Origin of the sequence: uncultured Psychroserpens sp. (assembly GCF_947503375.1) — a bacterium.
GTDB lineage: Bacteria > Bacteroidota > Bacteroidia > Flavobacteriales > Flavobacteriaceae > Psychroserpens.
Genome location: NZ_CANNDQ010000001.1, coordinates 284434 through 310555 on the forward strand (window position 1 = coordinate 284434; position 26122 = coordinate 310555).

Here is a 26122-nt window from a genome sequence, read left to right on the forward strand (position 1 = left end):
TTAGGTCTTTAGTTTTTGATGATTTTTTTAGTAACAATTTCGCCATTGCTCATATGAACATGAATGAGGTAAGTCCCAACTGGTAAGTTGGTTAAATCCATTTTCATTTCTGTTTTGGATTTACTAGGAATCTCACGAACCAATGTTCCTGAGTTATTATATACTCTAACCGCATCTGATAATGTTATATCTAGATTAGACTTAAGAGCTATTGATACAATCCCACGGGTTGGGTTGGGATATAATATCATTTCATCTTGAAGTGATGATGTCTCTTCTTCAACTATAACCTCTTTCTTTGCAGAGGTATTATTCGGATCACGTTGTCTACCAGCAGGAGGTGTAGGAATGGTACATCCAGGAATCGGACAATAATATCGCTGTTTTTGGTTTCCTGAATTGTCAAATGCGAAAATCAATTTTGAATCTGTATTAATACTAAGTAATTCATTAATCGGTGTTTCACTACCATCAGCAACCTCTATGCTTGGATCATAAAAAAATTGTCTATTAGATGTGTTTGAATTGTATGACAAATAAGCACGATGCAAAATGTTTGTTGCTGTGTTTTTAAACTTAAAATCATTTAAAGACTGAACCACTTCACCAGTTACTCCATCGTAAAGTTTACCTTGATGAATTGAAGACGAGTAATTTTTGTGATGAACAAAACCTACTAACAGATACCATCTGTCTAAAATAGGTAGATCACCTGCAAAAAAATAAGGATTCGTTTGAAGACCACCACTTAACGTTAAGGTATGATATGTTCCAGAAGAGTAGCTCTTAGCTCCAAAAAATGTTACCCCATTTATTGAGTTTGTTTTCTTTATCCATACTGTAAACCTATAGGTCTTAGTGTTATCAATATTAAGATAAGGAGTATTCCATCCGCCATCTGAACCTCCTCCTGAGGCGTCAGGTACGGCTTTCCAAAGCACAACGTTATGCCCAAGATGGTCTGGGCCTAATTCTCTTATATTCTCACTTGTGCTTCCACTTTGATTGAAGCCTGCTACTGATCCAGAACCAATAGTCCAAGTCGAAGAGTCTAATAAATTTTGAGAATAAAAAAAGCTCGTATTTAGTACATAAAATAGAGCAAACAAACAAAAATAGGATAATCGTAAATTCATAATTAATTCAGTTTTGATGTTAAATTATTAAAATGCAACCACGCTTCTTAAACCAAAAAGGCTTAGAATTGAGGAATACTAGGTTGTCGTCAAACAGGAATTAATTAATTATTCTTGATAGGGAGAAGTTTTCAAGAACTACTCAAATCTATGAAAAGAAATGAGAACTTATTATGACAACTATCATTTTTTTTATTATTTACAGTTTATTCATCTATTATTAAAATCGTTTCTAATACTTAAAGCTAGAGTATATATGAGGTGACTATTAAATTAGGTCGTATAAAAACATTTATATCATTTTTTGCTATTCAAAAATGATACATAATTTTACTTGCTTAATTATAAATTAAGAATTTACAGTTATCTTTATTGTGGTCATGAAATATAATACAGATAAAGCCATAGCAATACTTAAACAAACACCGAAAACTCTAGCGTCGTTTTTAAGTCAGCTTCCAGACGAATGGATATACTGCAACGAAGGGCAAGAATCTTGGAGCGCTTTTGACATTATTGGACACCTTATTCATGGCGAAAAAACAGATTGGATGATCAGATTAGAGGTTATACTGTCTGATGCTGAAGAAAAGACATTTGAGCCTTTCGATAGATTTGCTCAGTTTGAAGCTTCAAAAAACAAGTCGTTGATTCAGCTTCTCAAAAAATTTAAAATATTACGAAATACAAATCTAAAACGATTAAAGCAATTAGAATTAACTGAAGCACAACTACAATTGATAGGAATCCATCCTGAACTTGGTCAAATCACCTTATCTCAGTTATTAGCAACTTGGGTTACTCACGATTTAGGACACATCGCCCAAATAGCTCGAGTAATGGCGAAACAGTATAAGACCGAAGTGGGTCCTTGGGTTGCGTATCTTCCAATTTTAAATCCTTAAATTATGCAAAGACAATGTCTAGAATGCAATGAAAAAATTACTGGGAGAATCGATAAGAAATTCTGCAGTGATGCTTGCCGTAATTCCTACAACAATACCATAAATAAAGACACTAAAAATTTAGTTAGAAACACTAATAATTGGTTGCGAAAAAACTACCGCATTTTAGAGGCGCTTAATCCTAACCAAAAAACCAAAGTATCACGAGCGAAGCTCATAGAAAAAGGATTCGACTTTAATTACTTTACAAGCATTTATACAACAAAAGCAGGAACCGTATATTATTTTGTTTACGATCAAGGGTATTTGCCTCTTGAGGGTGATTACTATGCATTGGTTAAACGTGAAAGCTAAATGTAACAATGTTCTTTAAAGAGATATATTATATCAACTAACCATGAACGGCCCAATTATTCTTATTGTATTTATTTCTGCATTTGCGATTATTGGTTTTGTATCCTATTACTTTAATGATAAAAATGTAATTATTAGAACGCTAACGAAAACACCTAATAAACCAACTTCAAGTTTAAAAACAAATAAATTATCTAAGGTAACAGGTAAGGCATTACATGTCAAAGCCCCTTTAATCGCACCTTACACCAATAGAGCGTACGTATTTTTATCAAATAACTATTGAACAACGCGTGAGTTCAGGAAAAAGTACAAGTTGGAAAATCTTAGTTAAAGATGAAAAAAGTCAAGAATTCTTTATAGAAACTGAAAGCGATTTCGCAATTGTACATCCAAAACATTACAACAAAAACTACATCTGTCATTTGGTAAAAGATAAGGAGCAATCTTCAGGATCATTTAATGATCCAACACCAAGGTTATGTCGTATTTTAGAATCGTATCATATTGATCCACATACATTTTTTGGATTCAATAAAAGGATACGATTTAAAGAAGGTATCAAAGAAATTGGCGAAACAATAACCGTTGCTGGAATTGCAAAATTGAGAACGCTTAGCGAGCCCATTCCTGAATATCCTTATTCGAAAATTGCATCATTAGAAAGTACAGATAAACAAAAATTAATTATAACTGATTTACCAGAAGTTAGAAAGAAATCAATCAAACTCTAAACTATTTCCAGTTCTGCCCTTTTAATTCAATAGCAGCCTTCAAAATATCTTTTTGACTAATCTGACCAACCAATTTTCCATTCTCTACGATTGGGAAACGTCTAATCTTAGATTCTAAAAACTTATTTGCAGCATCAAATACATTCATATTGCCATCAATAGTTTCTACATGCTTAACCATTCTGTTCTCTACAGTGTGTTGTTCCATTGGCATATTGTAATATCTACTTTCGCTTATTTGTTTTAAACAATCACCTTCAGAAATTACACCAATTAATTCATTACTACTATTAACTACAGGCCCGCCAGAAATTTTATTTTTAATAAGCGTTTGTATCACTTGTTCAACTGTTTGCTCTGGCTTGAAAGTAATTAAATCACGAGTCATAAAATCACTTACTTTAAATGCTGGAGCCTCAGCTGTGTTTTGTTGTTGCTTCCTTGCGCCTTGAAAACTTTTAATACCCATAACCCATTTATTTTACGATGAATTTAAAGTTACTGAAAATAAGTGAATTATACTAGAGCTACAATCAGGTGATTAATTTGTACTTTTCAGTACTTTTAAAATTAAACTATTGAACCAAAACATTTCTATTATAGGTTGCGGTTGGTTAGGCTTTTCTCTAGCTAAAAAATTAATGCCTGAAGGTTATAACGTAAGTGGCTCAACTACTAGCTCTGAAAAACTCCACAATCTCGTTTCTAGTGGTATTGAAGGTTATATTATCAAATTATCTACAGATGGTATTACAGGCAATATTGAAATGTGTCTTAACAATTGTAGAACATTAATTATTAACATACCTCCTGGTTTGCGTAAAGACCCTAAAAAGAATTATGTACAGCAATTAAAACATCTTATTCCATACATAGAATTGGGTACAATTAAAAATATTATCTTCATAAGTTCAACGTCTATATATAATGATGATGTATCAATCCCTAGAATTACTGAACTAAGCCCAACCTCATCTTTACCTTCGGCAAGACAGCTTATAAATGCAGAAGTCCTTTTTAAAGATAATAAACATTTCAACACAACCATTTTACGCCTTAGTGGTTTATATGGTAATGATAGGCATCCTGCTAATTATCTTTCAGGAAAAACAGATATAAAAAATCCAAATGCTCCAGTAAATCTAATTCACCAAACCGACTGTATTTTGATAATTTTATCTATCATAGAACAAGGCATATGGAATGAGACCTTCAACGCATCTACAACACATCATTCACGATTGCGCTATTATACATCTATTTGTAAAACTAAGGGTTTATTGCCACCAAAATTTGATATGACAAGAAAAAGTGAAGGAAAAATTATTGATAGTTCAAAATTGGAACAGATTTTGGGTTATAGATTTAAAGTAAAACTGTAATAATTAGCATCTTTTTAAGATTCCGTTTTATTTATTTTTATAGTTTTGACACATTAAATACAAAAAACATGAAAAAATTAATATGCCTAGCTATTTTAATAAGTTCTATGAGCATGGCAGGACAAACAAAAAGCGAACTTTTAAAACATTTTGAAGGGTATTATCAACAAATGAAAAGCCAAGGCGATGTACAAGGTGTTATCAATGCAATGACACATCTCAATTTATTACAGCCAAGCCAAGCTAGATTAGATACCTTAGCATACATTTATGTTTCTGAAGGTAGAAATTTAGAAGCATTGAATACAATTGGTATTGATAAGAGTACTACTGATTCTGATATTAACACTGAAGTGAAAGCTCTTGCTTTGAAAGGTGTTAACCAACCTGCAAGAGCACTTGAGTTTTATGAAATTCTATTTCAAAGAAAACCCAACTCATATCTAGCATACGAAATTGCCGATCTAAAAGTTCAAACGCAAGATCTCGCTGGAGCTAAAGCAAGTATAGAATATGGCTTAGCTAACGTAAAAGAAGATATGAAACGTGCATTTTATGAGTCGCAAAGGCCTTATGAAGTGTCACTAAAAGCAGCACTAACTTATATGAAGGCTTTAATTATTTTCAATATGAATCAAACCGATAATTTAGATCAAGCAATAGCTCTGCTCGATGAAGCCATAACAATGGATGCTAATTTCAATCTAGCACAATTAAGTAAAGATGCATTGGTTTCTAAAAAGACCTCGAAAGAATAAATACTCAAATCAATAAGATAAAAAAAGCGCCTGATTAAGGCGCTTTTTTTTATATCTGTTTTTTAATTTAAAACTTATAACTAAGACCAAAAGTCCAATACGATTGTAGATCGTTATCAACATTATCAAATGTAGGTGTATCACCATTACCATCAAACTGTGCAAGTGCAAAGTTTAAAGCTTCTTGTTTATTGTTTCTTAATCCAAAGTCAAAACCAACACCAATCATTTTCCACAGCGTATAACTAAAAGAGTTTGTCCAAGTCCAGTTAGACAGGTCTCCGTCTTCATAACTCTGAAATGCAGAAAGGTTAGTTTTGAAGTTAATTGCACCTATTTGTCTGGTATAATCTGCAACGATCTTTGCTCCTAAAGACGATTCAAAAACAGCGTCGTTATCTGCAAATACAAAGTTATAGTTTAATGGATGAACCACTACGATAAGGTTTTGTATTGGTGTCCATGTAACACCAATACCTACATCTAAATATCCTGGATCATTAAAATTATCTAAGATCGTAGTTCGGTATTCAGCTAGTGCAGAAGCCGCTAATTTTTTAGTAATATTTCTACCATATAGAGAAGAGATATTAAATACGTCTGTTGTTGGTTCAAAATCGTCACTATCGGTATCTATATCTTCGTTATCTAATTTTGTCCAATTCAAATTAGTCGTTAATGCATTTCTCCAGAAAAACTTCTCTTGAATCAAATTTGCATACCCATTTACTGTAAAACCTATATTTCCTGATGAGTTGTTTGGTGCCCCTTGGGCATACCAGTTATTAAAGTTTGATAAGCTACCACCAATTGTACCAAAAGCACCAATACGCCATCCTGGAAGCGCATCTATTTGAGCTTGTAAAGCATCTGCTTCTGCTTGAGCTGCATCTGCTTCTGCTTGTTTTTCTGCTTTTTGGGCTTGTAATTCTTCTTTAGTTTGAGAAAACCCAAATACCATTGATAGTGTTAATAAAGCTGTAAAAAGTAATTTTTTAGTCATTATTCTAGTTTTAAAATTGATTATTAAATGCAAATATAATTCATTAGTCGTTTGAACACCAACAATTTAAATGAATTTGATTGCTATTACGGCAACTTTGAGACCCATTTTACATGTACAGGTCACCACTATGTGATCTATCTTTTTTTGAAAAGTGGAACAGAAGAACAAGCTTCACCATACATAATAGATTTGGCTACTGGCTTAAGTTTTTCAGAGAGCATGATATATGCGTTTTCTGGTACAGGTTTATTTGAACAACCCTTAATAATTACTGGCTTATCAATAAAGGTCTTAAGATCTAAGTTGTCAATTATATCTTGGTAGATTGAAGTTTCAAGATTGGTTAGATTTCCTATAATTGTCTTTTTTGAAAACGGAGTTAATTCTATTGCTATCAGCATATAAGCCCATGCTGGTACAATAGCATCTGTGGTACAGGTTAAAGCAATAAAATGATTTTTGTATTGAGACCAATCATGGTCTTTAACATATTGTCTAAATTCTTTTTCACGCAAAACAAAGCCCTCGTATAGCCAATCTTTAATATCAAAAACTAATCGTTTTTCTTGAGGGTAGTAGTCTTCTAGATCTACGACGACTAATTTACTTGATGCAACTCTATTTATAATTTCATCTGCCATAATCTCACTTTACACTATATCGTCTTAAGCCATAATTGGTTTGATCACTTTCAACGTAATCTAATGAAATTTTGCTTCCGTTAAAAATTGGATGGTCTATTTTTGAACGATGCAAATCTTCATAGGTTTGAACCTCAATAGATTTTCTATTTTCTAAATATTCAAATAACTTAACAGCTTCTATCTTTGTATTCCAGTTTGGTCTGACCTTTCCTTCAAAGACTTTTGATTTTGAGCCACTACCATAGGAAATAAAGCCAATTGTTGTATTCGAAATGTCTTTTGAGGTATTTAGACTTTGAGACAAAAAACTAAGTAAAGACATAAAAATTGACGCTGTATACATATTACCTATCTCAGAAGAGGCAAGTTCACTAGAAGCAATCTTTGATGCAATAAAATTGTTATATAAACTTGACTTATAGGCATTTTTAGTCCATTCTTTCTTATCTAAATCATCTCGTTTTCCTATTTCATCTTCTAAAGCATTATATATTGAAGTGCCTTCAATCCATTGCAGCCAATTATCAAAAATGATACGTCTCCCATGAAATGCATATGGTAAATGAAATACGATTTGGTGCCACTCGGTATTAAAAGCTGTAGGTTTCTGAGTATTGAAATGATCTAAGGCTTCAGTAATTCGGTTGCTGTAGCATGCATTTGAAAATTGACCATCAAATACTGGTTCTTCTTTAAAAACTTCAACAATTTCGTTATTATCTGACCAAAATTCAGAATCTGTAGCTGTAATGAATTCTTTTATCTTTTCATCTGAAGCTTCTAAATTCAATTCTTTGAAAACTGCTTTTAATAGATCTGTTTTTTTATAAGAACGTCTTGGTTTAAAAAAATCGCCTTCGCTTTTTGAAGCCACTCCCCAAATATCATTGATTTCTATAATAGAAGGGTTATGAGTTATGAGTACCGCTACAGCTCCTGCACCTTGAGTGTATTCACCTGTAGAATTAATGTCGTATTTAGATAAATCTGAGGCAATTACAACCGCCTTTCTATCTTTGCTTTGTTTGACCCAATCAAGACTATTGTGCATAGCGTCTACTGCACCAACACAGGCAAAAGTCATATCTAAGATATCACAATGTTTAAAACTGCGTGCTCCATAAATATTAGAGAGCTCTTTTTCTACTATTTCAACAGCATAAGTAGCTGTAGGTTTCGAACCATCAATAGCACTTTCTGTTCCTAAGTATACACGACCAATCTCGTTTGGGTTTATATTGTTTTGAGTGATAAGATTAATAAGTGCATTAGCAGCAAATGTAGCAGCATCTTCTCCAATATTTGGTACTGACATTTTTTGTAGTCCTAAACCCTTTTTTAATTTTTCAGCTGGTATTCCTCTGGCTTCAGCGAGATTATCCATAGAGACGTAAAGCTGAGGCACATAAAAAGCTATAGCATCAATTCCTGTAGTGCTCATAGTAATCGTATTATAACATTCCTAGTTCCAGTTTTGCTTCTTCACTCATAAGATCTTGACTCCAAGGTGGATCAAAAGTAATTTCAACTTCTGCTGATTTTACATCATTCAATGATTTAACCTTTTCTTCAACTTCTAAAGGAAGTGTTTCAGCAACAGGGCAATTTGGTGTTGTTAAGGTCATTAAGATCTTGACGTCATAATCTTCATTTACAAAAACATCATAGATGAGGCCTAATTCATAGATATCAACAGGAATTTCAGGATCATATATTGTTTTTAAAACTCGTACTATCTTTTCACCAAGAGCATTTGTGTCTATCGTTGTTTCCATGTTAGTTTAATTGTGTTTGATATGCAATGGCATACATCTTTAATTGTTTTATCATACTCACTAAGCCATTAGCTCTTGTAGGAGACAAATGTTCTTTTAAACCAATTTTATCTATAAAATCTGTGTTTGCTTCAATAATATCTTTTGGATGCTGATTAGAAAACACTCTAATCAAAATGGCTATAATACCTTTTGTAATAATCGCATCGCTATCTGCAGTAAATTTAACTTTATCATCATTCATCTCTGCATGGACCCAGACTTTGCTCTGACAGCCCTTGATGATATAGTCTTGGGTCTTGTACTGCTCGTTAATTAGTGGTAAGGTTTTTCCAAGATCGATCATGTATTGATAACGTTCTTCCCAATCATCAAACATACCGAATTCATCAATAATTTCATTTTGTATTTCAGTAATAGTCATATCCATACTTTAATAGCTTTTGAAACAAATTAAGTTACAAAAATACAACATCTCTATTGTTTAACCACCTTATCTTTTATGGATAACAGTTTATTAACAAGGGTATTGATATGTTTTGGAGGCTTTCCATGATCAAAGCCCTTAGTTCTGTAGGATTCATCTGCTATATCAACAAATAAAATTGCCATAGGTTTTTCATCATGTCTAAATGTTGTTGAAGGTGGCTCTAATTCTGATAATTGAGAGGCATCAACAGTACTATATATCATCATAAGTTCATTCCAATCTTCTTCAGAATAGGCAAATGATTTCTTGTCTTTAAAATCTCTCTCATTTGCAAAAGAAATAGAATCTTTATTTACCCAAATGATTTCGAAAAAGCCTCTCGTTGACGCTCTATAGGTAAATGTAAGGCTATCTTGTGTAACACTAGCAACTCTTAGTTCTTCAATTGAATTGTTTTCAGCTACTGCTTGTGTGCCTTTGTGTTCGCATTCTTTAGTTAAAAAAATCATAGCTAATATACACATTAATGTCTTCATCTGTTCTAAGTTTTAAGTGTTGTATATTGTAAGTATACAAAAAAGAAGCCAAAATTTACGAGAGCATCATCTTTGCCTTCTTTACCCCTTGTACTAAAGCATCTATTTCAGCTTTTGTATTATAAAATGCAAAGGAAGCTCTAACCGTGCCTGGAATCTTGTAGAAATCCATAATAGGTTGTGCACAATGATGACCTGTTCGAACAGCAATACCCATTTTATCGAGAATGGTACCAATATCGTAAGGATGAATATGCTCTATGTTAAAAGAAATTACAGCTGTTTTTTCTTTTGCGGTACCATATATTTTTAATCCATCAATAGCAAGTAATTGCGCTGTTGCATATTCTAGTAACTTATGCTCGTAAGTAGCAATTACATCAAAACCTACCTTATTCATATAATCGATTGCAGCACCAAAGGCAATTCCACCAGCGATATTAGGTGTACCGGCCTCAAACTTGTGAGGCAAATCTGCATAAGTAGTTTTTTCAAATGTTACTTCTGCAATCATTTCGCCACCACCTTGATAGGGTGGCAATTTTCTTAACCACTCTTCTTTACCATAAAGCATACCAACACCTGTTGGGCCACACATTTTATGTGCTGAAGTGACATAGAAATCAACATCTAACTCTTGAACATTTGGTTTGATATGAGGGCAAGATTGAGCCCCATCAATCAAAACGGCTGCACCAACTTTATGCGCTTTTTTAATAATTGTTTCTATAGGATTAATTGTTCCTAATGCATTTGAAATATGATTAACAAAAACCAATTTTGTCTGTTCTGAAAGCAAATTTTCATAAGTATCAATAACAAGTTCTCCTTCTTCATTCATCGGAATTACTTTCAAAAGTGCTCCAGTACGCTCGCATAACATTTGCCATGGTACAATATTGCTATGATGCTCAAGAGCAGAGACCAAAACTTCATCGCTAGGTTTTAATAGACTTGAAAACCCTGTAGCAACCAAGTTAATACCATGAGTAGTACCAGAAGTGAATATAATTTCATGGTTGTATTTGGCATTAACATGTTCTTGTATCTTCAAACGAGCCTGTTCATACAGATCAGTAGCTTCTTGACTAAGCGAATGCACACCTCTATGAATATTAGAGTTGTAATTTGTGTAATAATCAACAATAACATCAATCACCTGTCGAGGCGTTTGTGATGTTGCTGCATTATCAAAATAGACTAGAGGTTTTCCGTTAACTTCTCTATTTAGAATTGGAAAATCTTTACGAATGCTTTCTACATCAAAATTGATATGGTTTATTGTATCGTTCATTATAAATCAAACCCTAGGTTAACCCCTAATTTTTTGGCAATAAGTTTGGTAATGCGCTGTTTTATTTCGGGGATTTTTACAGAATCTAGTACATTATTACTGAATGCAAACATTAATAATGCTTTCGCTTCTTTTTCCGGAATACCACGAGATTTCATATAAAACATAGCGCTTTCATCTAATTGCCCAATAGTACAACCATGTGAGCATTTTACATCATCGGCAAAAATCTCCAATTGAGGTTTGGTATTAATAGATGCCTTGTCACTTAATAAGATATTATTATTGGCTTGAAATGCATTTGTTTTTTGAGCTTCTTTATTTACCATAACCTTGCCGTTGAAAACTCCTGTTGATCTATCTCCAAAAATACCTTTGTAATCTTGATGACTCTCACAATTAGGTTCAATATGATGTACTAGCGTGTTATGATCTACGTGCTGCTTATCACCAATAATAGTAACACCTTTCAAAGTTGAATCTACACGCTCTCCTTGTTGATAAAAATTGAGATTATTACGTGTCAATTGACCTCCAAATGAAAAAGTATGTACCGATGCATGACTTTCTCGTTTTTGTTTGACAAAAGTATTGTCAATAAGTGATGCACTATCTTTGTCGTTTTGAATTTTGTAATAATCAATAATAGCCCTCTTATTAGCAAAAACCTCTGTAACGCTGTTTGTTAAAATTGGGTTATCGGTCAAACTTTGGTGACGCTCGATGATTTGTACATGAGAATTTTCATCAACTACAATCAAATTTCGAGGTTGTAACATTAAAGCAGATTCGTTTCCTGTTGAAAAATGTAAAACCTGTATAGGCTTTTCTACTACTTTATTCTTTGGGATATGGATGTAAGCGCCTTCTTGAGAAAATGCAGTATTTAGAGAGGTTAAGCTATCTTTTGCAGCTGCTTTATTGAAATAATTTTCAATGATAAGCCTATACTTTGGCTTTGATAACGCAGCCGACATTAAACACACATCTATACCATCGTGTGTTGTTTGTGACAAATGTGACGAATATTTACCATCAATAAAAACAATCTTATAAGTATCTATATCGTGAATAAAATACTTTTTAACATCATGATATTCTAGTGCATTCTCTTCCTTTGGAAACACACTATAATCGTGTCTTAATATGCTATTTAGTGATGTATACTTCCAAGCCTCGTCCTTTTTTGTTGGAAATCCTTGTATCTCAAATGTTTTTATCGCTTCACTACGAACATCATGAATTGCAGCATCTACATCTACAAAATTCTCAAATGCCATAAATGACGATACTAATTTATCCTTTAAATCCATCTTTTTAAATTTCTGTTAGGTTAACAGAACTCATCTATGCGTTTACCTCTTCTTTAATCCAATCGTATCCTTTTTCTTCTAGCTCATGAGCCAACTCTTTAGGGCCAGATTTTACAATTCGACCGTTGTGTAATACGTGCACATAATCTGGAACGATGTAATCTAGTAAGCGTTGATAATGGGTAATCACAATTACAGCATTATTTTTGCTTTTGAGTTTATTTACACCATTTGCAACTATGCGTAGTGCATCAATATCAAGACCAGAGTCTGTTTCATCTAGAATTGCTAGTTTAGGTTCTAACATTGCCATTTGAAAAATCTCATTACGCTTTTTTTCTCCTCCAGAAAAACCTTCATTGAGAGAACGAGATAAAAATTTACGATCAATCTCAAGCATCTCAGATTTTTCTCGAATTAGTTTCAGCATTTCGTTAGCTGGCATGTCTTCTAATCCTTTTGCTTTTCTCGTTTCGTTTATAGCTGTTTTTATGAAGTTAGTAACTGAAACTCCTGGTATTTCTACTGGGTATTGAAATGATAGAAAAACACCCTTGTGAGCGCGTTCTTCAGCAGCTAACTCGTCAATATTTTTGTCTTCTAATAGAATTTCTCCTTTTTCTACCTCATATTCCTCTTTTCCAGCAATAACTGAAGCTAACGTACTTTTACCAGAACCATTTGGTCCCATTATAGCATGAACTTCGCCTGGTTTGACTTCTAGATTTATTCCTTTTAATATGGCTTTGCCTTCAACACTTGCGTGTAAATCTTTTATTTTTAACATATCCGTTTTCAATATTTATTCTGACTTGCTACTTCCTAGTTTTATAACATCACTATTTGTAGATTCATTTTTCTTTACGCTTACAATCTCTTTAATCACTATTTGATACGGCCAACCTTCTTCGTTCTCAGGCTTAGGTATAAGTTTTCCTCTAATTTGTACCTTAACGTCATCTGTGGGGTTATCTTTATAGGGCTTAGATAAGTCTACCAATTCATTCATCTTTTCGTTTGTAACAATACCATAAATAGTATTATTACTTTTTAAAACTGCTGCATCAGCATAATGAATAAACTCACCAGACATTAATGTTAAACCATCATTTTGTTTAGCCGTTTTACCATTTGCGTCTTCAACTTTATCAGTTTCAGAATTTGATTCGTCTTCGGCTTTTGGCTCATTTTTACAACCAAAAAGAAACGTTGTAACTAAAAAGAATACAAATAAATTTTTCACTCGTTTTAATTTTTATTATTTACTTAAATTTTAACCCACAGACCCTTCTAATGAAATCTCTAAAAGTTTTTGAGCTTCAACAGCAAACTCCATTGGTAATTTGTTTAATACTTCTTTACTGAAACCATTTACAATTAAAGCAATTGCCTTTTCAGTGTCTATTCCTCTTTGGTTACAGTAGAAAATCTGATCTTCTCCAATTTTACTGGTGGTAGCTTCGTGTTCAATCTGTGCAGATTTGTTTTTTGCTTCTATGTACGGAAATGTATGTGCTCCACATTCATTACCCATCAATAAACTATCGCACTGTGAGAAGTTACGCGCATTATCTGCTCTAGAGCTAATTTGCACCAATCCTCTGTAAGAGTTTTGAGATTTACCAGCAGAAATCCCTTTAGATATAATTGTTGACCTTGTGTTTTTACCTAGATGAATCATCTTAGTTCCAGTATCGGCTTGCTGAAAATTATTAGTTACAGCAATTGAATAAAACTCACCTACCGAATAATCACCTTTCAAAATACAAGAAGGATATTTCCATGTTACGGCGCTACCTGTTTCAACCTGAGTCCATGAGATTTTAGCGTTATTCTCACATAATCCTCTTTTAGTTACAAAATTATAAACACCACCTTTACCTTCTGCATTTCCTGGATACCAATTTTGTACTGTACTGTATTTAATTTCGGCGTCATCTAATGCAATGAGTTCTACTACAGCAGCATGAAGTTGATTCTCATCACGACTTGGCGCGGTACAGCCTTCTAAATAGCTTACATAACTTCCTTCATCTGCAATGACAAGAGTTCTTTCAAATTGCCCTGTTCCTGCTTGATTGATTCTAAAATAGGTGGAAAGCTCCATCGGGCAACGCACTCCTTTAGGAATATAGCAAAAACTTCCATCACTAAATACTGCGGAATTCAAGGCTGCATAAAAATTATCTTTTTGTGGCACTACTGTCCCTATGTACTTTTTAACTAATTCTGGATGTTCTTTAATTGCTTCGCTAATTGAGCAAAAAATAATGCCCTTTTCTGCTAGAGTCTTTTTAAATGTTGTAGCTACAGACACTGAATCTACAACGACATCCATTGCCACACCAGCTAGCTTTTTCTGTTCATCTAATGAAATCCCTAATTTATCAAACGTTGCCAGTAGTTCAGGATCAACCTCATCTAGACTGTCATATTTGGGCTTACTATTAGGTGCAGAATAGTAAGATATCGCTTGAAAATCTGGCTTTTTATAGTGTACATTAGCCCATTCAGGCTCTGTCATTTCTTTCCAAACTTTAAACGATTCTAGACGCCAAGCCGTCATCCATTCAGGTTCTTCTTTCTTTTTAGAAATTGCAATTACTATTTCTTCATTTAAACCATTGGGGAATGTTTCAGATTCTATATCTGTATAAAAACCATATTCGTATTCTTTGGTTTTTAATTCTTCTCTTAAATCGTCTTCAGTATATTTACTCATAAGTTGTCTTTATAGTGAAAAACTCTCGCCACAACCACATGTACGATTGGCATTAGGGTTGTTAAATACAAATCCAGCTCCATTTAATCCTCCCGAATACTCTAGTGTTGTTCCAATTAGATACAAAAAGCTTTTTTTGTCAACGATAATCTTTACTCCGTTGTCTTCAAAAACCTTATCGTCTTCTTGTTGTGATTTGTCAAATTTTAAATCGTATGATAGACCTGAGCAACCTCCACTTTTTACACCAACTCGGATAAAGTGCGTACTAATGTCGAAGCCATCTTCTCCCATCAGCTCTGCAACTTTCTTTTTTGCTGTTTCTGATACTTTAATCATGTCTTATATAGATTTTATCTAAATAGATTGCAAATATAAGATATAAGTAGGGTTTATACACATTTCCTAACATTATATTAGCAAATGATTATATAAGGTTTCTTTATGGACGGTACAGAATAGTTTTCAGATAAATACAACTACTGCACTACTAAGAAAATTGAAGTCTTGATTGTTTTGCGTTTAACAAAAAAAGTTGACGTAAAAGGAAATTAACCTCTTTATTTTTGAATGCTGAGGGCATAGATTCAAAATCAGCAGTAGCATTTGCTGTAATATTGCTGTGACAAGTTTTACAAATTAAGTTACTTACAATACTATCTCTTTTCTTTGGAGCGTACAAATTGTGTCCAACTACAGAACACGATAAGTCATTACTGTTATCAGTTTGCATAAGTAGGTTATAAAAATTGGGATTGACAATTTAATATTTTCGTATTATAGTTTACTTTATTTCCTCATTTTTTCGATAAAATGCACACAAAAACACTTTGAGATTGACTTAAAATGAAAAAACAATATTCTATCTTAAAAAAACATACCTATTTTTGCAATATGATTGAAGACAAAAACCCACAGTATACCGATTTAGAAAAGTTAGGTGAATTTGGACTTATTGAACATCTTACTAGACAGTTTGACATTAAGCAAAAATCTACTATTAAAGGGATTGGTGATGATGCTGCAATACTAGATTTTAAATCAAAGCAAATTGTTGTTACTACAGATTTATTGATCGAAAATATTCATTTTGATTTAAGTTATGCGCCTTTAAAACATCTTGGCTACAAAGCTGTAATTGTTAATTTATCTGACGTTTATGCTATGAATGCTTATGCAACTCAGATAACCGTTTCAATTGCAGTTTCCAATCGTTTCCCTTTAGAGGCTTTAGAAGATTTGTATGCTGGTGTAGCCACAGCTGCAAAAATTTATAATGTTGATGTGGTAGGAGGAGACACGACCTCTTCAACCACAGGCCTTATAATTTCTGTTACAGCCATTGGAGAGGCTAACAAAGAAGATCTTGTATTACGATCTGGAGCCAAACCTAATGATTTAGTTGTGGTTAGTGGAGATATTGGTGGTGCTTATATGGGGTTGCAAGTTATGGAACGTGAAAAAGAAGTCTTCAAAGTAAACCCACAAAACCAACCAGATCTGGAGCCTTACACATACATCATTGAGCGTCAATTAAAACCTGAAGCTAGGAAAGACATCATCGAATTACTTAAAGATTTACAAGTAAAACCAACTTCAATGATAGACATAAGTGATGGTCTATCATCAGAGATTATTCATATCTGCAAACAAAGTGATGTGGGTGTTGAATTGTATGAAAATAAGATTCCGTTAGACCCTCAAGTGATCTCTACCTGTGAAGAATTTAATATCGATAGTACTACAATAGCTTTGAATGGAGGTGAAGATTATGAATTGTTAATGACAATATCTCAGGAAGATTATCCAAAAATCAAAGCAAATCCAAATTTAACTGTTATTGGTTATATTACAGAAAAAAATAGAGGCATGCATCTCATTACTAGAGGAGAACAAGCTGTACCCATTATTGCAAAAGGATGGAATGCTATTAAAAATGAGGCGTAAAGTTTAAAAGAGCCTCTTCAGTAGAACGAATCGTTTCTTCTTGCTTTATTCTAGATGTTCTTCGATAATGAATGCGTTCTAAGACAGAATTTATTTCTTTGTACTTTGGTGTTAGAGGAGTTAATTTACCATTTCCATTAGTGGTCATTTGAGCATTGCAATGACTACACTTATACTCTTTAACGTGATACGTGATTTTTTTAGAGACTTCGTATTGATGTCCAAAAAATGAGCAGTATATACTTTTCACCTTACAGTTATATTTAGTTATTATATTAGAGGATTACTCTAAATATATTGAAAACCAAGAGATAACTGCAGTTTTTGCCCTAATATATCGATGAACTGAGCGTTTTCTTCTTTAAACGCATCATACGACGTGTATAAATTTTCTCTAAAATGGTGTTAATCTCCTGGAATTTTGGAGTTAACTCTGTAAGTTTGCCATTGCTGTTGGTGGTCAATTGACGCTTACAACACTTACAGGTGTACTCTTTTACGTGAGAAGTAACCTTTTTTGTTATTTCGTAATTGTGCCCAAAAAGATCACAATAAAACTTTGATGTAGCTGAAGCATTTGTAGAATTTTTCATGGTTGTTTAATTTGGGGACAACTAACATAGAAAAAATAATCTTTATTTTACGTTAAAACGTATTATTATTCGATAAAATGATTTATTTTGTAGGTTAATTCTTTCATATTTTCAATATGACTCATATGTCCTTCAGAAAATTCAACAAATTCTATATCTGAATCATCTGTTTTAGAAACCAATTTCTCACCATCAATAAGCGTATCTTTTTTTCCAATAATTAATAGTTTTTTACATTCTAAGCTTTTGAGCGTATGAAACCTATTTGGCCTAAGCTGCATTCCCTCTTGCGCCGCAATATAACCTTGAACTGGTGTCTTTAAAGCCTGTTGCAAAGCTTGTTCATACTCCAACTTAAATCTTATTCTACTTGATGGCGCAAATAAATTTGCAAATGACATTCGTACTAAGCCTTCATAATTTTCTTTAGCCATAACAATAGCTCGCTTTCGTATGGTCTTTCGCTCTACACTATCAGATTCAAAAGTAGAATTCATTAAACAAATACCTTTAAAAAGCGTTGGATACTGTTCTGCTAGAGCCAATGCTACATAGCCACCCATTGAATGCCCTATAAAAGTTGCATTGTTGATTTTTAGATGTTTAATAACTGTATACACCGCTTCGGCCATGTCTTCCATTGTGTGAATATATCCAATGCAATCTGTTTGTCCATGACCTAGTAAATCAATTGAAATTATTCGATTTCGTTTTGACCATACAGGAATGTGGTTTTCCCACATTGAACTATTCTCCAGAAAACCATGCAATAAAATTACCGGTTGACCACTGCCTACATCTGAATAAAAAATAGGATTGCTTTTATATTCTAAAATCATTTTAACTTATATTCGGCAAAGATAAGCTTTAGTTGTTTCCATAATTAAATAACTAATCGTTTAAAAAACGAAAATATTGAACAAAAGTAAAGATATATTTATCACAGGATTTGCATTATTCTCTTTGTTTTTTGGTGCTGGAAATTTACTGTTACCACCACTTTTGGGATACAATGCAGGAAACGAATGGTTTTGGGTTACTATTGGTTTTATGATTACCGCTGTAGTAATTCCAATTATTGGTATTCTAGCTCATGCCAAATTACAAGGCACGTTATACGACTTTGGAAAAAAAGTATCGCATCATTTTAGCTTATTATATTGTATCATCATATATATTATTGCTATAACTATTCCATCTCCAAGAACTGCAGCAGCAACTCATGAAATTGCTATACATCCAATTTTTGGATCTCGTCCGTTAATCACTAGCGCTATCTATTTTTCATTGGTCTTGGTCTTTGTACTTAACCGATCAAAACTATTAAGTTTTATAGGTAAGTTCTTAACACCTCTAATTGTTATTATGCTATTAATGGTTATTGGTATTGGGTTGCTTTCTTCGGAATTGATCACAAGTACATCACAATTTGAAACACCATTAGTCAATGGTATACTAGAGGGCTATCAAACCTTTGATGCTATAGGTGCTGTAGTCGTTGGTGCTGTAATCATCATTTCGATCAACCTAAAAAGCAATGCCAGTTTTGAAGTCAAAAAAGAATGGATCATTAAATCTGGATTCGTTGCTGGATTGGGTCTTTTCATTATTTATGCAGGGCTAATTTCGGTAGGTGCTTATTATGGTTCTGAAATTAATATAGACGAAAATTTAAGTAGTGATATGAAACGTGCCAATCTACTTAGAGCAATTAGTGGTAATGCTTTAGGTGATTTTGGAAATTCGATTTTAAGTATTCTAATCTCTTTAGCATGTTTTACTACAGCTGTAGGTATTATTGCTGGAACAGCTGATTATTTTAAAGGGTTACTAAATAACTCACAGGTTATATATACTATAACTGCTATAATAGCCTGTATCTTTGGTGTTGTTGTTGGACAACTGGATTTTCATTCTATAATTGTTATCGCAGTTCCAGTATTACTATTTATATATCCAATAACCATAGTTTTGATTCTACTTAACGTTCTTCAAGATAAATATGCTAGTGTATTTGTTTTTAGAGCAATTGTTACGATCACTTTTATTTTTAGTATTCCTGATGTTATCGGTTTCATTAGCCCTTCAGAAGAATTGAATACTTTTATTGAGTATATTCCTTTAGCTAAATATAGTTTGGGATGGGTATTTCCTGCTTTAATTACATTTTTGGTGTTAAATTTTAAAACTTTTACGACTAAAGTTACATCCAATTGATTTTATTGAATGGCAGTACAAGATATTTTATCCTATTCCTACAAAGATTTATTCTCTCTAAGCATCGTAGAATTTGAAAAAGCTTGTGTGTTTAATAAACCCGAACAACTTGATGCCTATAACATTTATTGGATAAAAAAAGGAAAAGGCATCTACAATATTGATTTCGAAAGTTACACCTTTAAAGATAACGTACTGTTTTTTTTATCGCCAGGACAAGTATTCTCTGTAGCATCTGAAGCTGTTAATGAAGCCTACAAATTAACTTTTATTCGAGATTTTTACTGCATACAAACCCACGATAAGGAAGTTGCATGCAATGGTGTATTATTTAATAATGTATATGAAACACCATTAGTTACCCCTTCTGTAAATGACACAAAAAAACTTAATGTTATCCTTGAAGGTTTAATTGAAGAGTTTAAATCTAATGAAGCTGCTCAGTATGATATGCTTCAAGCCTATTTAAAACAATTTATCATTCATGCTGTTCGTGTTAAAAAAGAGCTCCATGTTATTAAAGACGATACCGAAACAAAACTCTTTAAAGATTTTAGTGTACTCGTAGAACAAAATTTCAAAACATTACATTCTGTCACAGATTATGCCAACAGGTTGGGATTATCTCCTAAATCCTTGACCAAACACTTTCAAAAAATAGGGACACAAACACCTAGTGATTTCATAAAAAACAGAATTGTTCTAGAAGCAAAACGCCAATTGGTCTATTCGAATGAATCTGTAAAGCATATTGCCTTCAATCTAGGGTTTAATGATTCTGCATATTTTACAAGATTCTTTAAAAAAGCAGTTTTAAAATCACCTCTTCAATACAAAAAAGACTATAAAAACTAGCTTGTCCAAGTATTAAGAACTTTTGTCCATTTTTTCGCTTCACTAGCTGTCGCATATTTGCATTGTAATTAAAAACAACGTGATTATGACAACAGAAAAAAACACATGTCCAAACTGTTGGGGATTTCAAGAATATGATGAACCTCTACAAACGACAGAATTAAACGAATGTAAAATCAAATAAACAATAACAAACAAAATTTAAAAATTATGAATACAAGAATTGAAACATTAAACCCAGAAACGACAACAGGAACTTCAAAAGAATTATTTAACGCTGTTCAAAATAAATTAGGATTTATTCCAAACCTTATTAAAGTATTTGGCAACTCACCAGCAACACTAAAAACCTATTTAAGCTTAGGTGAATTAACCGCTAGTGGAAATTTTAGCAACAAATTTAGAGAGCAATTGGCTTTAGCTATAGCAGAAGAAAATGCGTGTAACTACTGCTTATCTGCTCACACAGCTATTGGAAAAATGAATGGCTTAACTGAAGAACAAACTGAACAAAGTCGTCAAGGCATTGCTAGTGATGCTAAAATTCAAGCAGGCTTACAATTTGCACAAGCAGTCACAAAGGATAGAGGGCAAGTTTCATCTGAAGTGATTCAAAAAGTAAAAGACGCTGGATATGACGATGGTGATATTTTAGAAATTATACTAAATGTTGTCTCTAATACTTTAACCAATTATGTTAATCATATTGCTGAAACGGAAGTTGATTTCCCAAATGTAGAAGCAGGAAAATTTACAGTAACCGCAAATTAAACAAGAATATTATAAACCATATAAAAATGAAAATCATGAAAAATTTATTCGTAGGATTATTTTTAGTAGCATTTACACTAACAACTACTGCTCAAGACAAAATGATGAAGACTGAAGTGAAAACGGTTTCTCTAGAACAGACTAAAGGTGAATTCACGCAAAAAGCTATAACCCTTAGTGAAGGCACTTATGTATTTGAAATCTCAAACAATGCTGTTGGACATGATGTAGGGTTTGTATTAGCGCCAAAAGGAAAAACAGATGCTGCAAACCATATTAAAGCAGCATATGTTACTAAAGTAGTAGCTACAGGAAACACAGAATCTTCAAATGAAGTCACTTTAGACAAAGGAGAATATGTGTATTTCTGTCCAATGAATCCAACACCAGAATACACCTTGATAGTGAAGTAGTTTTTTATTGATTGTTAAAAAGCGAGCGTTCTTTTAATTAAGAAAACTCGCTTTTTTTTAATATAAGCCTACAATCTCTTGAGCCCATTTAATAATTTGCATGCTAATGTTATCTTCCCATTTTCCTGGTTTTCCTTCAAAAGAATTTTTAGCACTCTCATGTATTGTATTCCAATGATCAAGGCCAGAATATTCGTATAGAATATGATCTGTATGATTATTCCGCTTTAAAACATCTATAATCATTTTATTATCATATGACGACATGATCCAATCATTGGTGCCTCGCATAATTCGAACAGGCACTTTTACCTTTTCCCATTCTCCTGCTAAATCAAACTCTTGTAATTGGTGATAATAAGCAACTGGTCTTCCATACATATGTTGTGCGCTATGATAATTATACCTTTTAAGTGCTGGATATACATCAACAACTTCTTGGTATGTTTTCTTTTGGATGAGCATACCATAATATAATGGAATGTAGTAATTATTCATCTTTTCAACAATCTCAGATTCTGAATCACCACGCATTTGCCGTATTCTTCTTTCTATTTCAAGCATGTGTTCAAACCACGTTTTAAAAAATGTTCCGTCAGATATTATACCAGCTAGGTCAAATTCATTAGCTAGTAATGGTGCTATTGCGCTTCCCATACTTGCCCCGTAAACTACAATCTTAGAATCATCTACATAAGGTAATGTCTTTAGTAGTTGTACTGCTGCTTTAAAACCGGAAATATCCGTTAAAAAATCACTCTTAGAACAATCTCCTCCACTATCACCTACACCTGGTTTTTCAATTCGCATGACAACCATATTAGATGTTTCAACGAGGTCATTTATCACTCTAGTCCAGTTACTTTTTCTATTTGGATTAATCTCAATACTAGAACAACTCAATCCTCCAATAAGGATAATGGCTGGTTGCTTTCCTTCTTTTTTTGGTTTTGTGATTATAACGCGTTGTGTAATACCATAGCTATTTGTTACTTCTTCATAAAATGTATCTATATTATTGTGCCTTTCAATTGGTATTGGGTTTAATAACACATTAAAATCAATCGCTTTTTGAGCTCTTAACACTTCTATTTTAACAGGTTGACTTGCTCTAATACCATAAGAGATCTCTGTCCAGGTTTCATCATCTTTCACTAAGACTGAATCAACTTTAAGGATAATATCATTAGGTTTTAATCCTGCTTCGTTTAAAGGGCTACTTGGTTCTATTGAAATGATTTTTGCGCCAGGTTGCATTTTACTTGGTCCAGAAATTTCAGCTTGCCAAGTTGCTCTACGTGAAAGTTTTTGAGCATGCGCTGAATTAACTATTATAGCCAAAAAAAACATGGTAATTAGAATTGAAACTAATTTGTAAAGCATAACTAACATTGATTAAAATTTGATTTAAAGTTAGATTGCTTACTTTTACTTTTATAGCAATTTATCTCAAATTGGCTACTTATTATTCAAAACGTGTTATTAATATGACATGTATCAACAGCTGTATTAATGTTCAATAAAAAATTTCACATTTTTAACTCGAAAATTGCAACTCATGTTGCATTTTGGGTAATCTATTATGTGGCTTTCAGTCTCATATGGTCTTCAGGTCAAAAGCTTTTAAATTCGTTTTTTTTAGAGTTTATTCTATTGCCTATGCGAATCATGGCTGTATATATAACATTGTACTATTTACTACCTAACTTCTTACTTAAAAAGCGTTATTCTAAGTTTATATTTTCTTATTTAGGTTTGATTATTATCGCTTCAGTATGCCAAAGGTTTTTTATTCATTTTTTCTATGAAAATCTTTTGAATGCAAACCCCGAAGAAGGATTATTTAGCTTAAAAATGATTTTCAGAGCTTCCATTTTAATTAATACTACGGTGTTTTTTGTACTGAGTATAAAGATTTTTCAGTTGTATACGATAGAAAAAGAAAAGAATGAAGCCTCACAAGCATCTTACATTAAAATTAAGGCAGATAGACGTATTCATAAAGTAAATATCAATGATATTCTATTCATAGAAGGTAAAGGAAATTATACCACATACAATTTAGGTGATGCCAGCAAAATTACAGCTTATGGGTCTATAAAGACAGCTTTAGAGAATTTGCCTCCAGAATTTATTAGAGTACATAAATCTTATGTTGTGAATAAAACCAAAATCAAATCTTTTGACAATAACACGATCGAAATCAAAGGTCAATTCATTCCTCGAGGTAAAAGTGCTTCAGATGATACGTTAACGATTTGAATTAAGAATTCATCAAATTTTCAATCTCATTTGCTTCGATTGGAATATTTCTCATCAAATTGAATGGTTCACCATTCTCTTGAATCACAACATCGTCTTCTAAACGAATTCCAAAACCTTCGTCAGGAATGTAAATACCAGGTTCAACCGTAAATACCATATTAGCCTGCATTGGTTCTGTTAAAATACCATAATCATGCGTGTCTAATCCAATATTATGACTTGTTCCATGCATAAAATATTTTTTGTAGGCAGGCCAATCTTTATTTTCATTTTGAACATCAGCCTTATCCAGTAAACCTAATCCTAATAACTCTGAAGTCATTATTTTACCAACCTCAACGTGATAATCTGCCCAAATAGTTCCAGGAATTAGCATTTTTGTAGCCTCATCTTTTACTCGATTAACAGCATTGTAAACAGCTTTTTGACGATCTGTAAAGCGTCCAGACACTGGTATGGTTCTACTCATATCGCTTGAGTAATTTGCATATTCTGCGCCTACATCTAATAATATTAACTCTCCGGCTTTACACTGTTGATTGTTTTCTATATAATGAAGTACATTGGCATTGCTACCTGATGCAACAATAGGTGTGTAAGCAAATCCTTTAGATCGGTTATTTAAGAATTCATGCATAAATTCTGCTTCAATATTAAACTCCCAAACATCAGGTTTCACAAAACTTAAAATACGTCGGAATCCTTTTTCGGTAATGTCGCAAGCTTTTTGCATCAACTCTAATTCTATTGGATCTTTAACAGAACGCAAACGCTGTAAAATTGGGTTGCTCTTGGCAACACCGTGCGCTAGATGTTTATCTTTGAGCCACTTGGTGAATCGGTCTTCTCGTGTTTCCGTTTCAACATTGGCTCTGTAGTGTTCATTTGTATTGATGTAAATGGTATCACATTGAGTCATTAATTCAAACATGATCTTTTCTAGGTCTTGTAACCAGTAAACTGTTTTTATACCTGACGTTTCAAAGGCAGTGGCTTTGGTTAGTTTTTCGCCTTCCCAAATAGCAATGTGCTCATTTGTTTCTTTTAAAAATAAAATCTCTCGATGTTGAGCCTTAGGACAATCTGGAAATAATACCAAAACACTCTCTTCTTGATCTACTCCACTCAAATAAAAAATATCGCGATGTTGTTCAAAAGGCATCGTACTATCTGCGCTTATTGGGTATATATCATTAGAGTTAAACACCGCTAAACTATGAGGCTTCATTTTAGACATGAAGTTCTTGCGATTTTTAACAAATAGATCTTGGTTGATTTTGTGATATTTCATATTAATTATTTTTAAACATCTGGATACCTTCAAAAATAATTAAAGAAAAACGGATTTAACCAGCCAAATGGCGTTAATTTACATTTTTACGAATACGACTCATGTGCCTTGAAGAAATACCCAAAAATGAGGCTAGATAATGTAGTGGCACCTCTTTTAATAATTTAGGTTCGTTGTTCAATAGCTTTTTATAACGCTCTTCTGGTGATAATGTGAGTAAGTCAATACGGTAATCATCTATAAGAAAGATTTGATTTTCAATCAGATTATAATAAAACCTTTTGAAGGTTTTGTTGCTTTTTAATAATTGTTTAAACTTTTTTTGTTTAATAACCCATAAATCACACTTGCTTATCGCCTTAATATTTTTTCGAGAAGGTGAACAATTCTTAAAACTCTTGAGTGCAGATGTACATGTATTTTTTAAAGCTAAATATGTTGTCTTTTCTTCTCCTGAAATGGTTATAGAGTGCTGCAACACTCCACTTTCTACAAAACAGAAGTAAGAGCAAACCATTCCTTCTTGCACAAAGAACGCATTTCTGCTTAATTGAACAGACTCAAATGAATTTAAAATCTCTATCAACTCTTGTTCAATACATTTACCATTTACAACACTTCTTAAGTACTTTTCAAAATGTATCTTCGATCTACTCATTTGGTTTTTTGAAAATCAATTTATAAACACTAAAGGTAAATAGATTAAATAAAAATTCTTTTTTATCGACAAATTACTATATTTGACCGTTGAAATACAATAAATTCAACTTTTACCCTAAAT

General features: G+C 32.8%; 32 protein-coding genes. 12 read left to right on the forward strand and 20 right to left on the reverse strand.

What is annotated here, in order from left to right:
- Positions 1-8 precede the first annotated feature (8 nt).
- The gene (locus Q0876_RS01180) at positions 9-1136 is read right to left on the reverse strand and encodes a T9SS type A sorting domain-containing protein (protein WP_299223196.1); all 1128 of its coding nucleotides are present in this window, start codon (positions 1134-1136) and stop codon (positions 9-11) included.
- A 380-nt stretch (positions 1137-1516) separates the two neighbouring features.
- Here Q0876_RS01180 and Q0876_RS01185 point away from each other — a divergent pair, with 380 nt between their 5' ends.
- The 4 genes from Q0876_RS01185 to Q0876_RS01200 are packed head-to-tail and all read left to right on the forward strand — an operon-like array spanning position 1517 to position 3129.
- The gene (locus Q0876_RS01185) at positions 1517-2041 is read left to right on the forward strand and encodes a DinB family protein (protein ID WP_299223197.1); all 525 of its coding nucleotides are present in this window, start codon (positions 1517-1519) and stop codon (positions 2039-2041) included.
- A 3-nt stretch (positions 2042-2044) separates the two neighbouring features.
- A complete protein-coding gene (locus Q0876_RS01190) occupies positions 2045-2395 on the forward strand; it encodes a hypothetical protein (RefSeq protein WP_299223198.1) in 351 nt (116 codons plus the stop codon).
- Between the two features lie 43 nt (positions 2396-2438).
- On the forward strand, positions 2439-2681 hold the full coding sequence (locus Q0876_RS01195; protein WP_299223200.1) for a hypothetical protein: 243 nt from the start codon (positions 2439-2441) through the stop codon (positions 2679-2681).
- A 7-nt stretch (positions 2682-2688) separates the two neighbouring features.
- Positions 2689-3129: a hypothetical protein gene (locus tag Q0876_RS01200; RefSeq protein WP_299223202.1), complete on the forward strand. Its 441-nt coding sequence runs from the start codon at positions 2689-2691 to the stop codon at positions 3127-3129.
- A 1-nt stretch (position 3130) separates the two neighbouring features.
- Here Q0876_RS01200 and Q0876_RS01205 read toward each other — a convergent pair whose 3' ends face one another.
- The gene (locus tag Q0876_RS01205) at positions 3131-3598 is read right to left on the reverse strand and encodes a CBS domain-containing protein (RefSeq protein WP_299223204.1); all 468 of its coding nucleotides are present in this window, start codon (positions 3596-3598) and stop codon (positions 3131-3133) included.
- A gap of 109 nt (positions 3599-3707) precedes the next feature.
- Between Q0876_RS01205 and Q0876_RS01210 the strand changes: the two genes are divergently transcribed.
- Together Q0876_RS01210 and Q0876_RS01215 are read left to right on the forward strand one after the other, a co-directional pair.
- A complete protein-coding gene (locus Q0876_RS01210; RefSeq protein ID WP_299223206.1) occupies positions 3708-4511 on the forward strand; it encodes an NAD(P)-binding domain-containing protein in 804 nt (267 codons plus the stop codon).
- Positions 4512-4579: 68 nt separating this feature from the next.
- Positions 4580-5269, forward strand: a complete 690-nt coding sequence (locus tag Q0876_RS01215; RefSeq protein WP_299223208.1) for a hypothetical protein — start codon at positions 4580-4582, stop codon at positions 5267-5269.
- Between the two features lie 67 nt (positions 5270-5336).
- Here Q0876_RS01215 and Q0876_RS01220 read toward each other — a convergent pair whose 3' ends face one another.
- The 12 genes from Q0876_RS01220 to Q0876_RS01275 all read right to left on the reverse strand — a co-directional run bounded on the left by Q0876_RS01220 (position 5337) and on the right by Q0876_RS01275 (position 15328).
- Positions 5337-6272 (reverse strand): DUF3078 domain-containing protein, encoded by a 936-nt coding sequence (locus Q0876_RS01220; RefSeq protein ID WP_299223210.1) that lies wholly within the window; start codon positions 6270-6272, stop codon positions 5337-5339.
- A gap of 137 nt (positions 6273-6409) precedes the next feature.
- Positions 6410-6916, reverse strand: coding sequence for a DUF2480 family protein (locus tag Q0876_RS01225; protein ID WP_299223212.1), 507 nt, complete (start codon positions 6914-6916; stop codon positions 6410-6412).
- Positions 6917-6920: 4 nt separating this feature from the next.
- Positions 6921-8360: a hydroxymethylglutaryl-CoA synthase gene (locus Q0876_RS01230; RefSeq protein WP_299223214.1), complete on the reverse strand. Its 1440-nt coding sequence runs from the start codon at positions 8358-8360 to the stop codon at positions 6921-6923.
- A gap of 10 nt (positions 8361-8370) precedes the next feature.
- Positions 8371-8694, reverse strand: a complete 324-nt coding sequence (locus Q0876_RS01235; RefSeq protein WP_299223216.1) for a DUF59 domain-containing protein — start codon at positions 8692-8694, stop codon at positions 8371-8373.
- 1 nt (position 8695) lies between these two features.
- Positions 8696-9118 carry a SufE family protein gene (locus tag Q0876_RS01240; protein ID WP_299223943.1) on the reverse strand — a complete coding sequence of 141 codons (423 nt, stop codon included), beginning with the start codon at positions 9116-9118 and terminating at the stop codon, positions 8696-8698.
- A gap of 53 nt (positions 9119-9171) precedes the next feature.
- Positions 9172-9660 (reverse strand): hypothetical protein, encoded by a 489-nt coding sequence (locus tag Q0876_RS01245; RefSeq protein WP_299223217.1) that lies wholly within the window; start codon positions 9658-9660, stop codon positions 9172-9174.
- A 55-nt stretch (positions 9661-9715) separates the two neighbouring features.
- On the reverse strand, positions 9716-10954 hold the full coding sequence (locus Q0876_RS01250) for an aminotransferase class V-fold PLP-dependent enzyme (protein ID WP_299223219.1): 1239 nt from the start codon (positions 10952-10954) through the stop codon (positions 9716-9718).
- Positions 10954-12267 carry a Fe-S cluster assembly protein SufD gene (sufD, locus tag Q0876_RS01255; RefSeq protein ID WP_299223220.1) on the reverse strand — a complete coding sequence of 438 codons (1314 nt, stop codon included), beginning with the start codon at positions 12265-12267 and terminating at the stop codon, positions 10954-10956. The genes Q0876_RS01250 and sufD overlap by 1 nt, the downstream gene beginning before the upstream one ends.
- A gap of 34 nt (positions 12268-12301) precedes the next feature.
- A complete protein-coding gene (sufC, locus tag Q0876_RS01260; protein ID WP_299223222.1) occupies positions 12302-13054 on the reverse strand; it encodes a Fe-S cluster assembly ATPase SufC in 753 nt (250 codons plus the stop codon).
- A 15-nt stretch (positions 13055-13069) separates the two neighbouring features.
- Positions 13070-13510, reverse strand: coding sequence for a hypothetical protein (locus Q0876_RS01265; protein WP_299223224.1), 441 nt, complete (start codon positions 13508-13510; stop codon positions 13070-13072).
- 30 nt (positions 13511-13540) lie between these two features.
- Positions 13541-14989 carry a Fe-S cluster assembly protein SufB gene (gene sufB, locus Q0876_RS01270; protein WP_299223226.1) on the reverse strand — a complete coding sequence of 483 codons (1449 nt, stop codon included), beginning with the start codon at positions 14987-14989 and terminating at the stop codon, positions 13541-13543.
- Between the two features lie 9 nt (positions 14990-14998).
- Positions 14999-15328, reverse strand: coding sequence for an iron-sulfur cluster assembly accessory protein (locus Q0876_RS01275; protein WP_299223229.1), 330 nt, complete (start codon positions 15326-15328; stop codon positions 14999-15001).
- A 555-nt stretch (positions 15329-15883) separates the two neighbouring features.
- On the opposite strand from Q0876_RS01275, the gene thiL reads away from it, so the two are divergent.
- Positions 15884-16936, forward strand: coding sequence for a thiamine-phosphate kinase (gene thiL / locus Q0876_RS01280; RefSeq protein ID WP_299223946.1), 1053 nt, complete (start codon positions 15884-15886; stop codon positions 16934-16936).
- Here thiL and Q0876_RS01285 read toward each other — a convergent pair.
- From Q0876_RS01285 to Q0876_RS01295, 3 genes are all read right to left on the reverse strand, one after another.
- A complete protein-coding gene (locus tag Q0876_RS01285; RefSeq protein WP_299223231.1) occupies positions 16920-17186 on the reverse strand; it encodes a hypothetical protein in 267 nt (88 codons plus the stop codon). The two genes, thiL and Q0876_RS01285, sit on opposite strands and share 17 nt — an antisense overlap.
- A 79-nt stretch (positions 17187-17265) precedes the next feature.
- Positions 17266-17529: a hypothetical protein gene (locus Q0876_RS01290; RefSeq protein WP_299223233.1), complete on the reverse strand. Its 264-nt coding sequence runs from the start codon at positions 17527-17529 to the stop codon at positions 17266-17268.
- Between the two features lie 65 nt (positions 17530-17594).
- Positions 17595-18368, reverse strand: a complete 774-nt coding sequence (locus Q0876_RS01295; protein WP_299223235.1) for an alpha/beta hydrolase — start codon at positions 18366-18368, stop codon at positions 17595-17597.
- A gap of 76 nt (positions 18369-18444) precedes the next feature.
- Between Q0876_RS01295 and brnQ the strand changes: the two genes are divergently transcribed.
- From brnQ to Q0876_RS01315, 4 genes are all read left to right on the forward strand, one after another.
- Positions 18445-19746, forward strand: a complete 1302-nt coding sequence (gene brnQ / locus Q0876_RS01300) for a branched-chain amino acid transport system II carrier protein (RefSeq protein WP_299223237.1) — start codon at positions 18445-18447, stop codon at positions 19744-19746.
- A 9-nt stretch (positions 19747-19755) separates the two neighbouring features.
- Positions 19756-20601, forward strand: a complete 846-nt coding sequence (locus Q0876_RS01305) for an AraC family transcriptional regulator (protein ID WP_299223239.1) — start codon at positions 19756-19758, stop codon at positions 20599-20601.
- Between the two features lie 210 nt (positions 20602-20811).
- Positions 20812-21372 (forward strand): carboxymuconolactone decarboxylase family protein, encoded by a 561-nt coding sequence (locus tag Q0876_RS01310; protein WP_299223241.1) that lies wholly within the window; start codon positions 20812-20814, stop codon positions 21370-21372.
- Between the two features lie 35 nt (positions 21373-21407).
- On the forward strand, positions 21408-21785 hold the full coding sequence (locus Q0876_RS01315; RefSeq protein ID WP_299223243.1) for a cupredoxin domain-containing protein: 378 nt from the start codon (positions 21408-21410) through the stop codon (positions 21783-21785).
- Between the two features lie 57 nt (positions 21786-21842).
- Here Q0876_RS01315 and Q0876_RS01320 read toward each other — a convergent pair whose 3' ends face one another.
- On the reverse strand, positions 21843-23168 hold the full coding sequence (locus tag Q0876_RS01320; protein ID WP_299223245.1) for a PDZ domain-containing protein: 1326 nt from the start codon (positions 23166-23168) through the stop codon (positions 21843-21845).
- A 129-nt stretch (positions 23169-23297) separates the two neighbouring features.
- On the opposite strand from Q0876_RS01320, the gene Q0876_RS01325 reads away from it, so the two are divergent.
- A complete protein-coding gene (locus tag Q0876_RS01325; protein WP_299223247.1) occupies positions 23298-24047 on the forward strand; it encodes a LytTR family DNA-binding domain-containing protein in 750 nt (249 codons plus the stop codon).
- 1 nt (position 24048) lies between these two features.
- Here Q0876_RS01325 and Q0876_RS01330 read toward each other — a convergent pair whose 3' ends face one another.
- Positions 24049-25341: an aminopeptidase P family protein gene (locus Q0876_RS01330; RefSeq protein WP_299223249.1), complete on the reverse strand. Its 1293-nt coding sequence runs from the start codon at positions 25339-25341 to the stop codon at positions 24049-24051.
- Positions 25342-25414: 73 nt separating this feature from the next.
- Positions 25415-25999 (reverse strand): cyclic nucleotide-binding domain-containing protein, encoded by a 585-nt coding sequence (locus Q0876_RS01335; protein ID WP_299223251.1) that lies wholly within the window; start codon positions 25997-25999, stop codon positions 25415-25417.
- Between the last annotated feature and the right edge of the window lie 123 nt (positions 26000-26122).

Coding starts and splice junctions, on each gene's coding strand:
- Q0876_RS01180 (WP_299223196.1), bottom strand. CDS start 1,136: ATGAATTTACGATTATCCTATTTTTGTTTGTTTGCTCTATTTTATGTA.
- Q0876_RS01185 (WP_299223197.1), top strand. CDS start 1,517: ATGAAATATAATACAGATAAAGCCATAGCAATACTTAAACAAACACCG.
- Q0876_RS01190 (WP_299223198.1), top strand. CDS start 2,045: ATGCAAAGACAATGTCTAGAATGCAATGAAAAAATTACTGGGAGAATC.
- Q0876_RS01195 (WP_299223200.1), top strand. CDS start 2,439: ATGAACGGCCCAATTATTCTTATTGTATTTATTTCTGCATTTGCGATT.
- Q0876_RS01205 (WP_299223204.1), bottom strand. CDS start 3,598: ATGGGTATTAAAAGTTTTCAAGGCGCAAGGAAGCAACAACAAAACACA.
- Q0876_RS01215 (WP_299223208.1), top strand. CDS start 4,580: ATGAAAAAATTAATATGCCTAGCTATTTTAATAAGTTCTATGAGCATG.
- Q0876_RS01220 (WP_299223210.1), bottom strand. CDS start 6,272: ATGACTAAAAAATTACTTTTTACAGCTTTATTAACACTATCAATGGTA.
- Q0876_RS01225 (WP_299223212.1), bottom strand. CDS start 6,916: ATGGCAGATGAAATTATAAATAGAGTTGCATCAAGTAAATTAGTCGTC.
- Q0876_RS01230 (WP_299223214.1), bottom strand. CDS start 8,360: ATGAGCACTACAGGAATTGATGCTATAGCTTTTTATGTGCCTCAGCTT.
- Q0876_RS01235 (WP_299223216.1), bottom strand. CDS start 8,694: ATGGAAACAACGATAGACACAAATGCTCTTGGTGAAAAGATAGTACGA.
- Q0876_RS01240 (WP_299223943.1), bottom strand. CDS start 9,118: ATGACTATTACTGAAATACAAAATGAAATTATTGATGAATTCGGTATG.
- Q0876_RS01245 (WP_299223217.1), bottom strand. CDS start 9,660: ATGAAGACATTAATGTGTATATTAGCTATGATTTTTTTAACTAAAGAA.
- Q0876_RS01250 (WP_299223219.1), bottom strand. CDS start 10,954: ATGAACGATACAATAAACCATATCAATTTTGATGTAGAAAGCATTCGT.
- sufD (WP_299223220.1), bottom strand. CDS start 12,267: ATGGATTTAAAGGATAAATTAGTATCGTCATTTATGGCATTTGAGAAT.
- sufC (WP_299223222.1), bottom strand. CDS start 13,054: ATGTTAAAAATAAAAGATTTACACGCAAGTGTTGAAGGCAAAGCCATA.
- sufB (WP_299223226.1), bottom strand. CDS start 14,989: ATGAGTAAATATACTGAAGACGATTTAAGAGAAGAATTAAAAACCAAA.
- Q0876_RS01275 (WP_299223229.1), bottom strand. CDS start 15,328: ATGATTAAAGTATCAGAAACAGCAAAAAAGAAAGTTGCAGAGCTGATG.
- thiL (WP_299223946.1), top strand. CDS start 15,884: ATGATTGAAGACAAAAACCCACAGTATACCGATTTAGAAAAGTTAGGT.
- Q0876_RS01290 (WP_299223233.1), bottom strand. CDS start 17,529: ATGAAAAATTCTACAAATGCTTCAGCTACATCAAAGTTTTATTGTGAT.
- Q0876_RS01295 (WP_299223235.1), bottom strand. CDS start 18,368: ATGATTTTAGAATATAAAAGCAATCCTATTTTTTATTCAGATGTAGGC.
- Q0876_RS01305 (WP_299223239.1), top strand. CDS start 19,756: ATGGCAGTACAAGATATTTTATCCTATTCCTACAAAGATTTATTCTCT.
- Q0876_RS01310 (WP_299223241.1), top strand. CDS start 20,812: ATGAATACAAGAATTGAAACATTAAACCCAGAAACGACAACAGGAACT.
- Q0876_RS01315 (WP_299223243.1), top strand. CDS start 21,408: ATGAAAAATTTATTCGTAGGATTATTTTTAGTAGCATTTACACTAACA.
- Q0876_RS01320 (WP_299223245.1), bottom strand. CDS start 23,168: ATGCTTTACAAATTAGTTTCAATTCTAATTACCATGTTTTTTTTGGCT.
- Q0876_RS01325 (WP_299223247.1), top strand. CDS start 23,298: ATGTTCAATAAAAAATTTCACATTTTTAACTCGAAAATTGCAACTCAT.
- Q0876_RS01330 (WP_299223249.1), bottom strand. CDS start 25,341: ATGAAATATCACAAAATCAACCAAGATCTATTTGTTAAAAATCGCAAG.
- Q0876_RS01335 (WP_299223251.1), bottom strand. CDS start 25,999: ATGAGTAGATCGAAGATACATTTTGAAAAGTACTTAAGAAGTGTTGTA.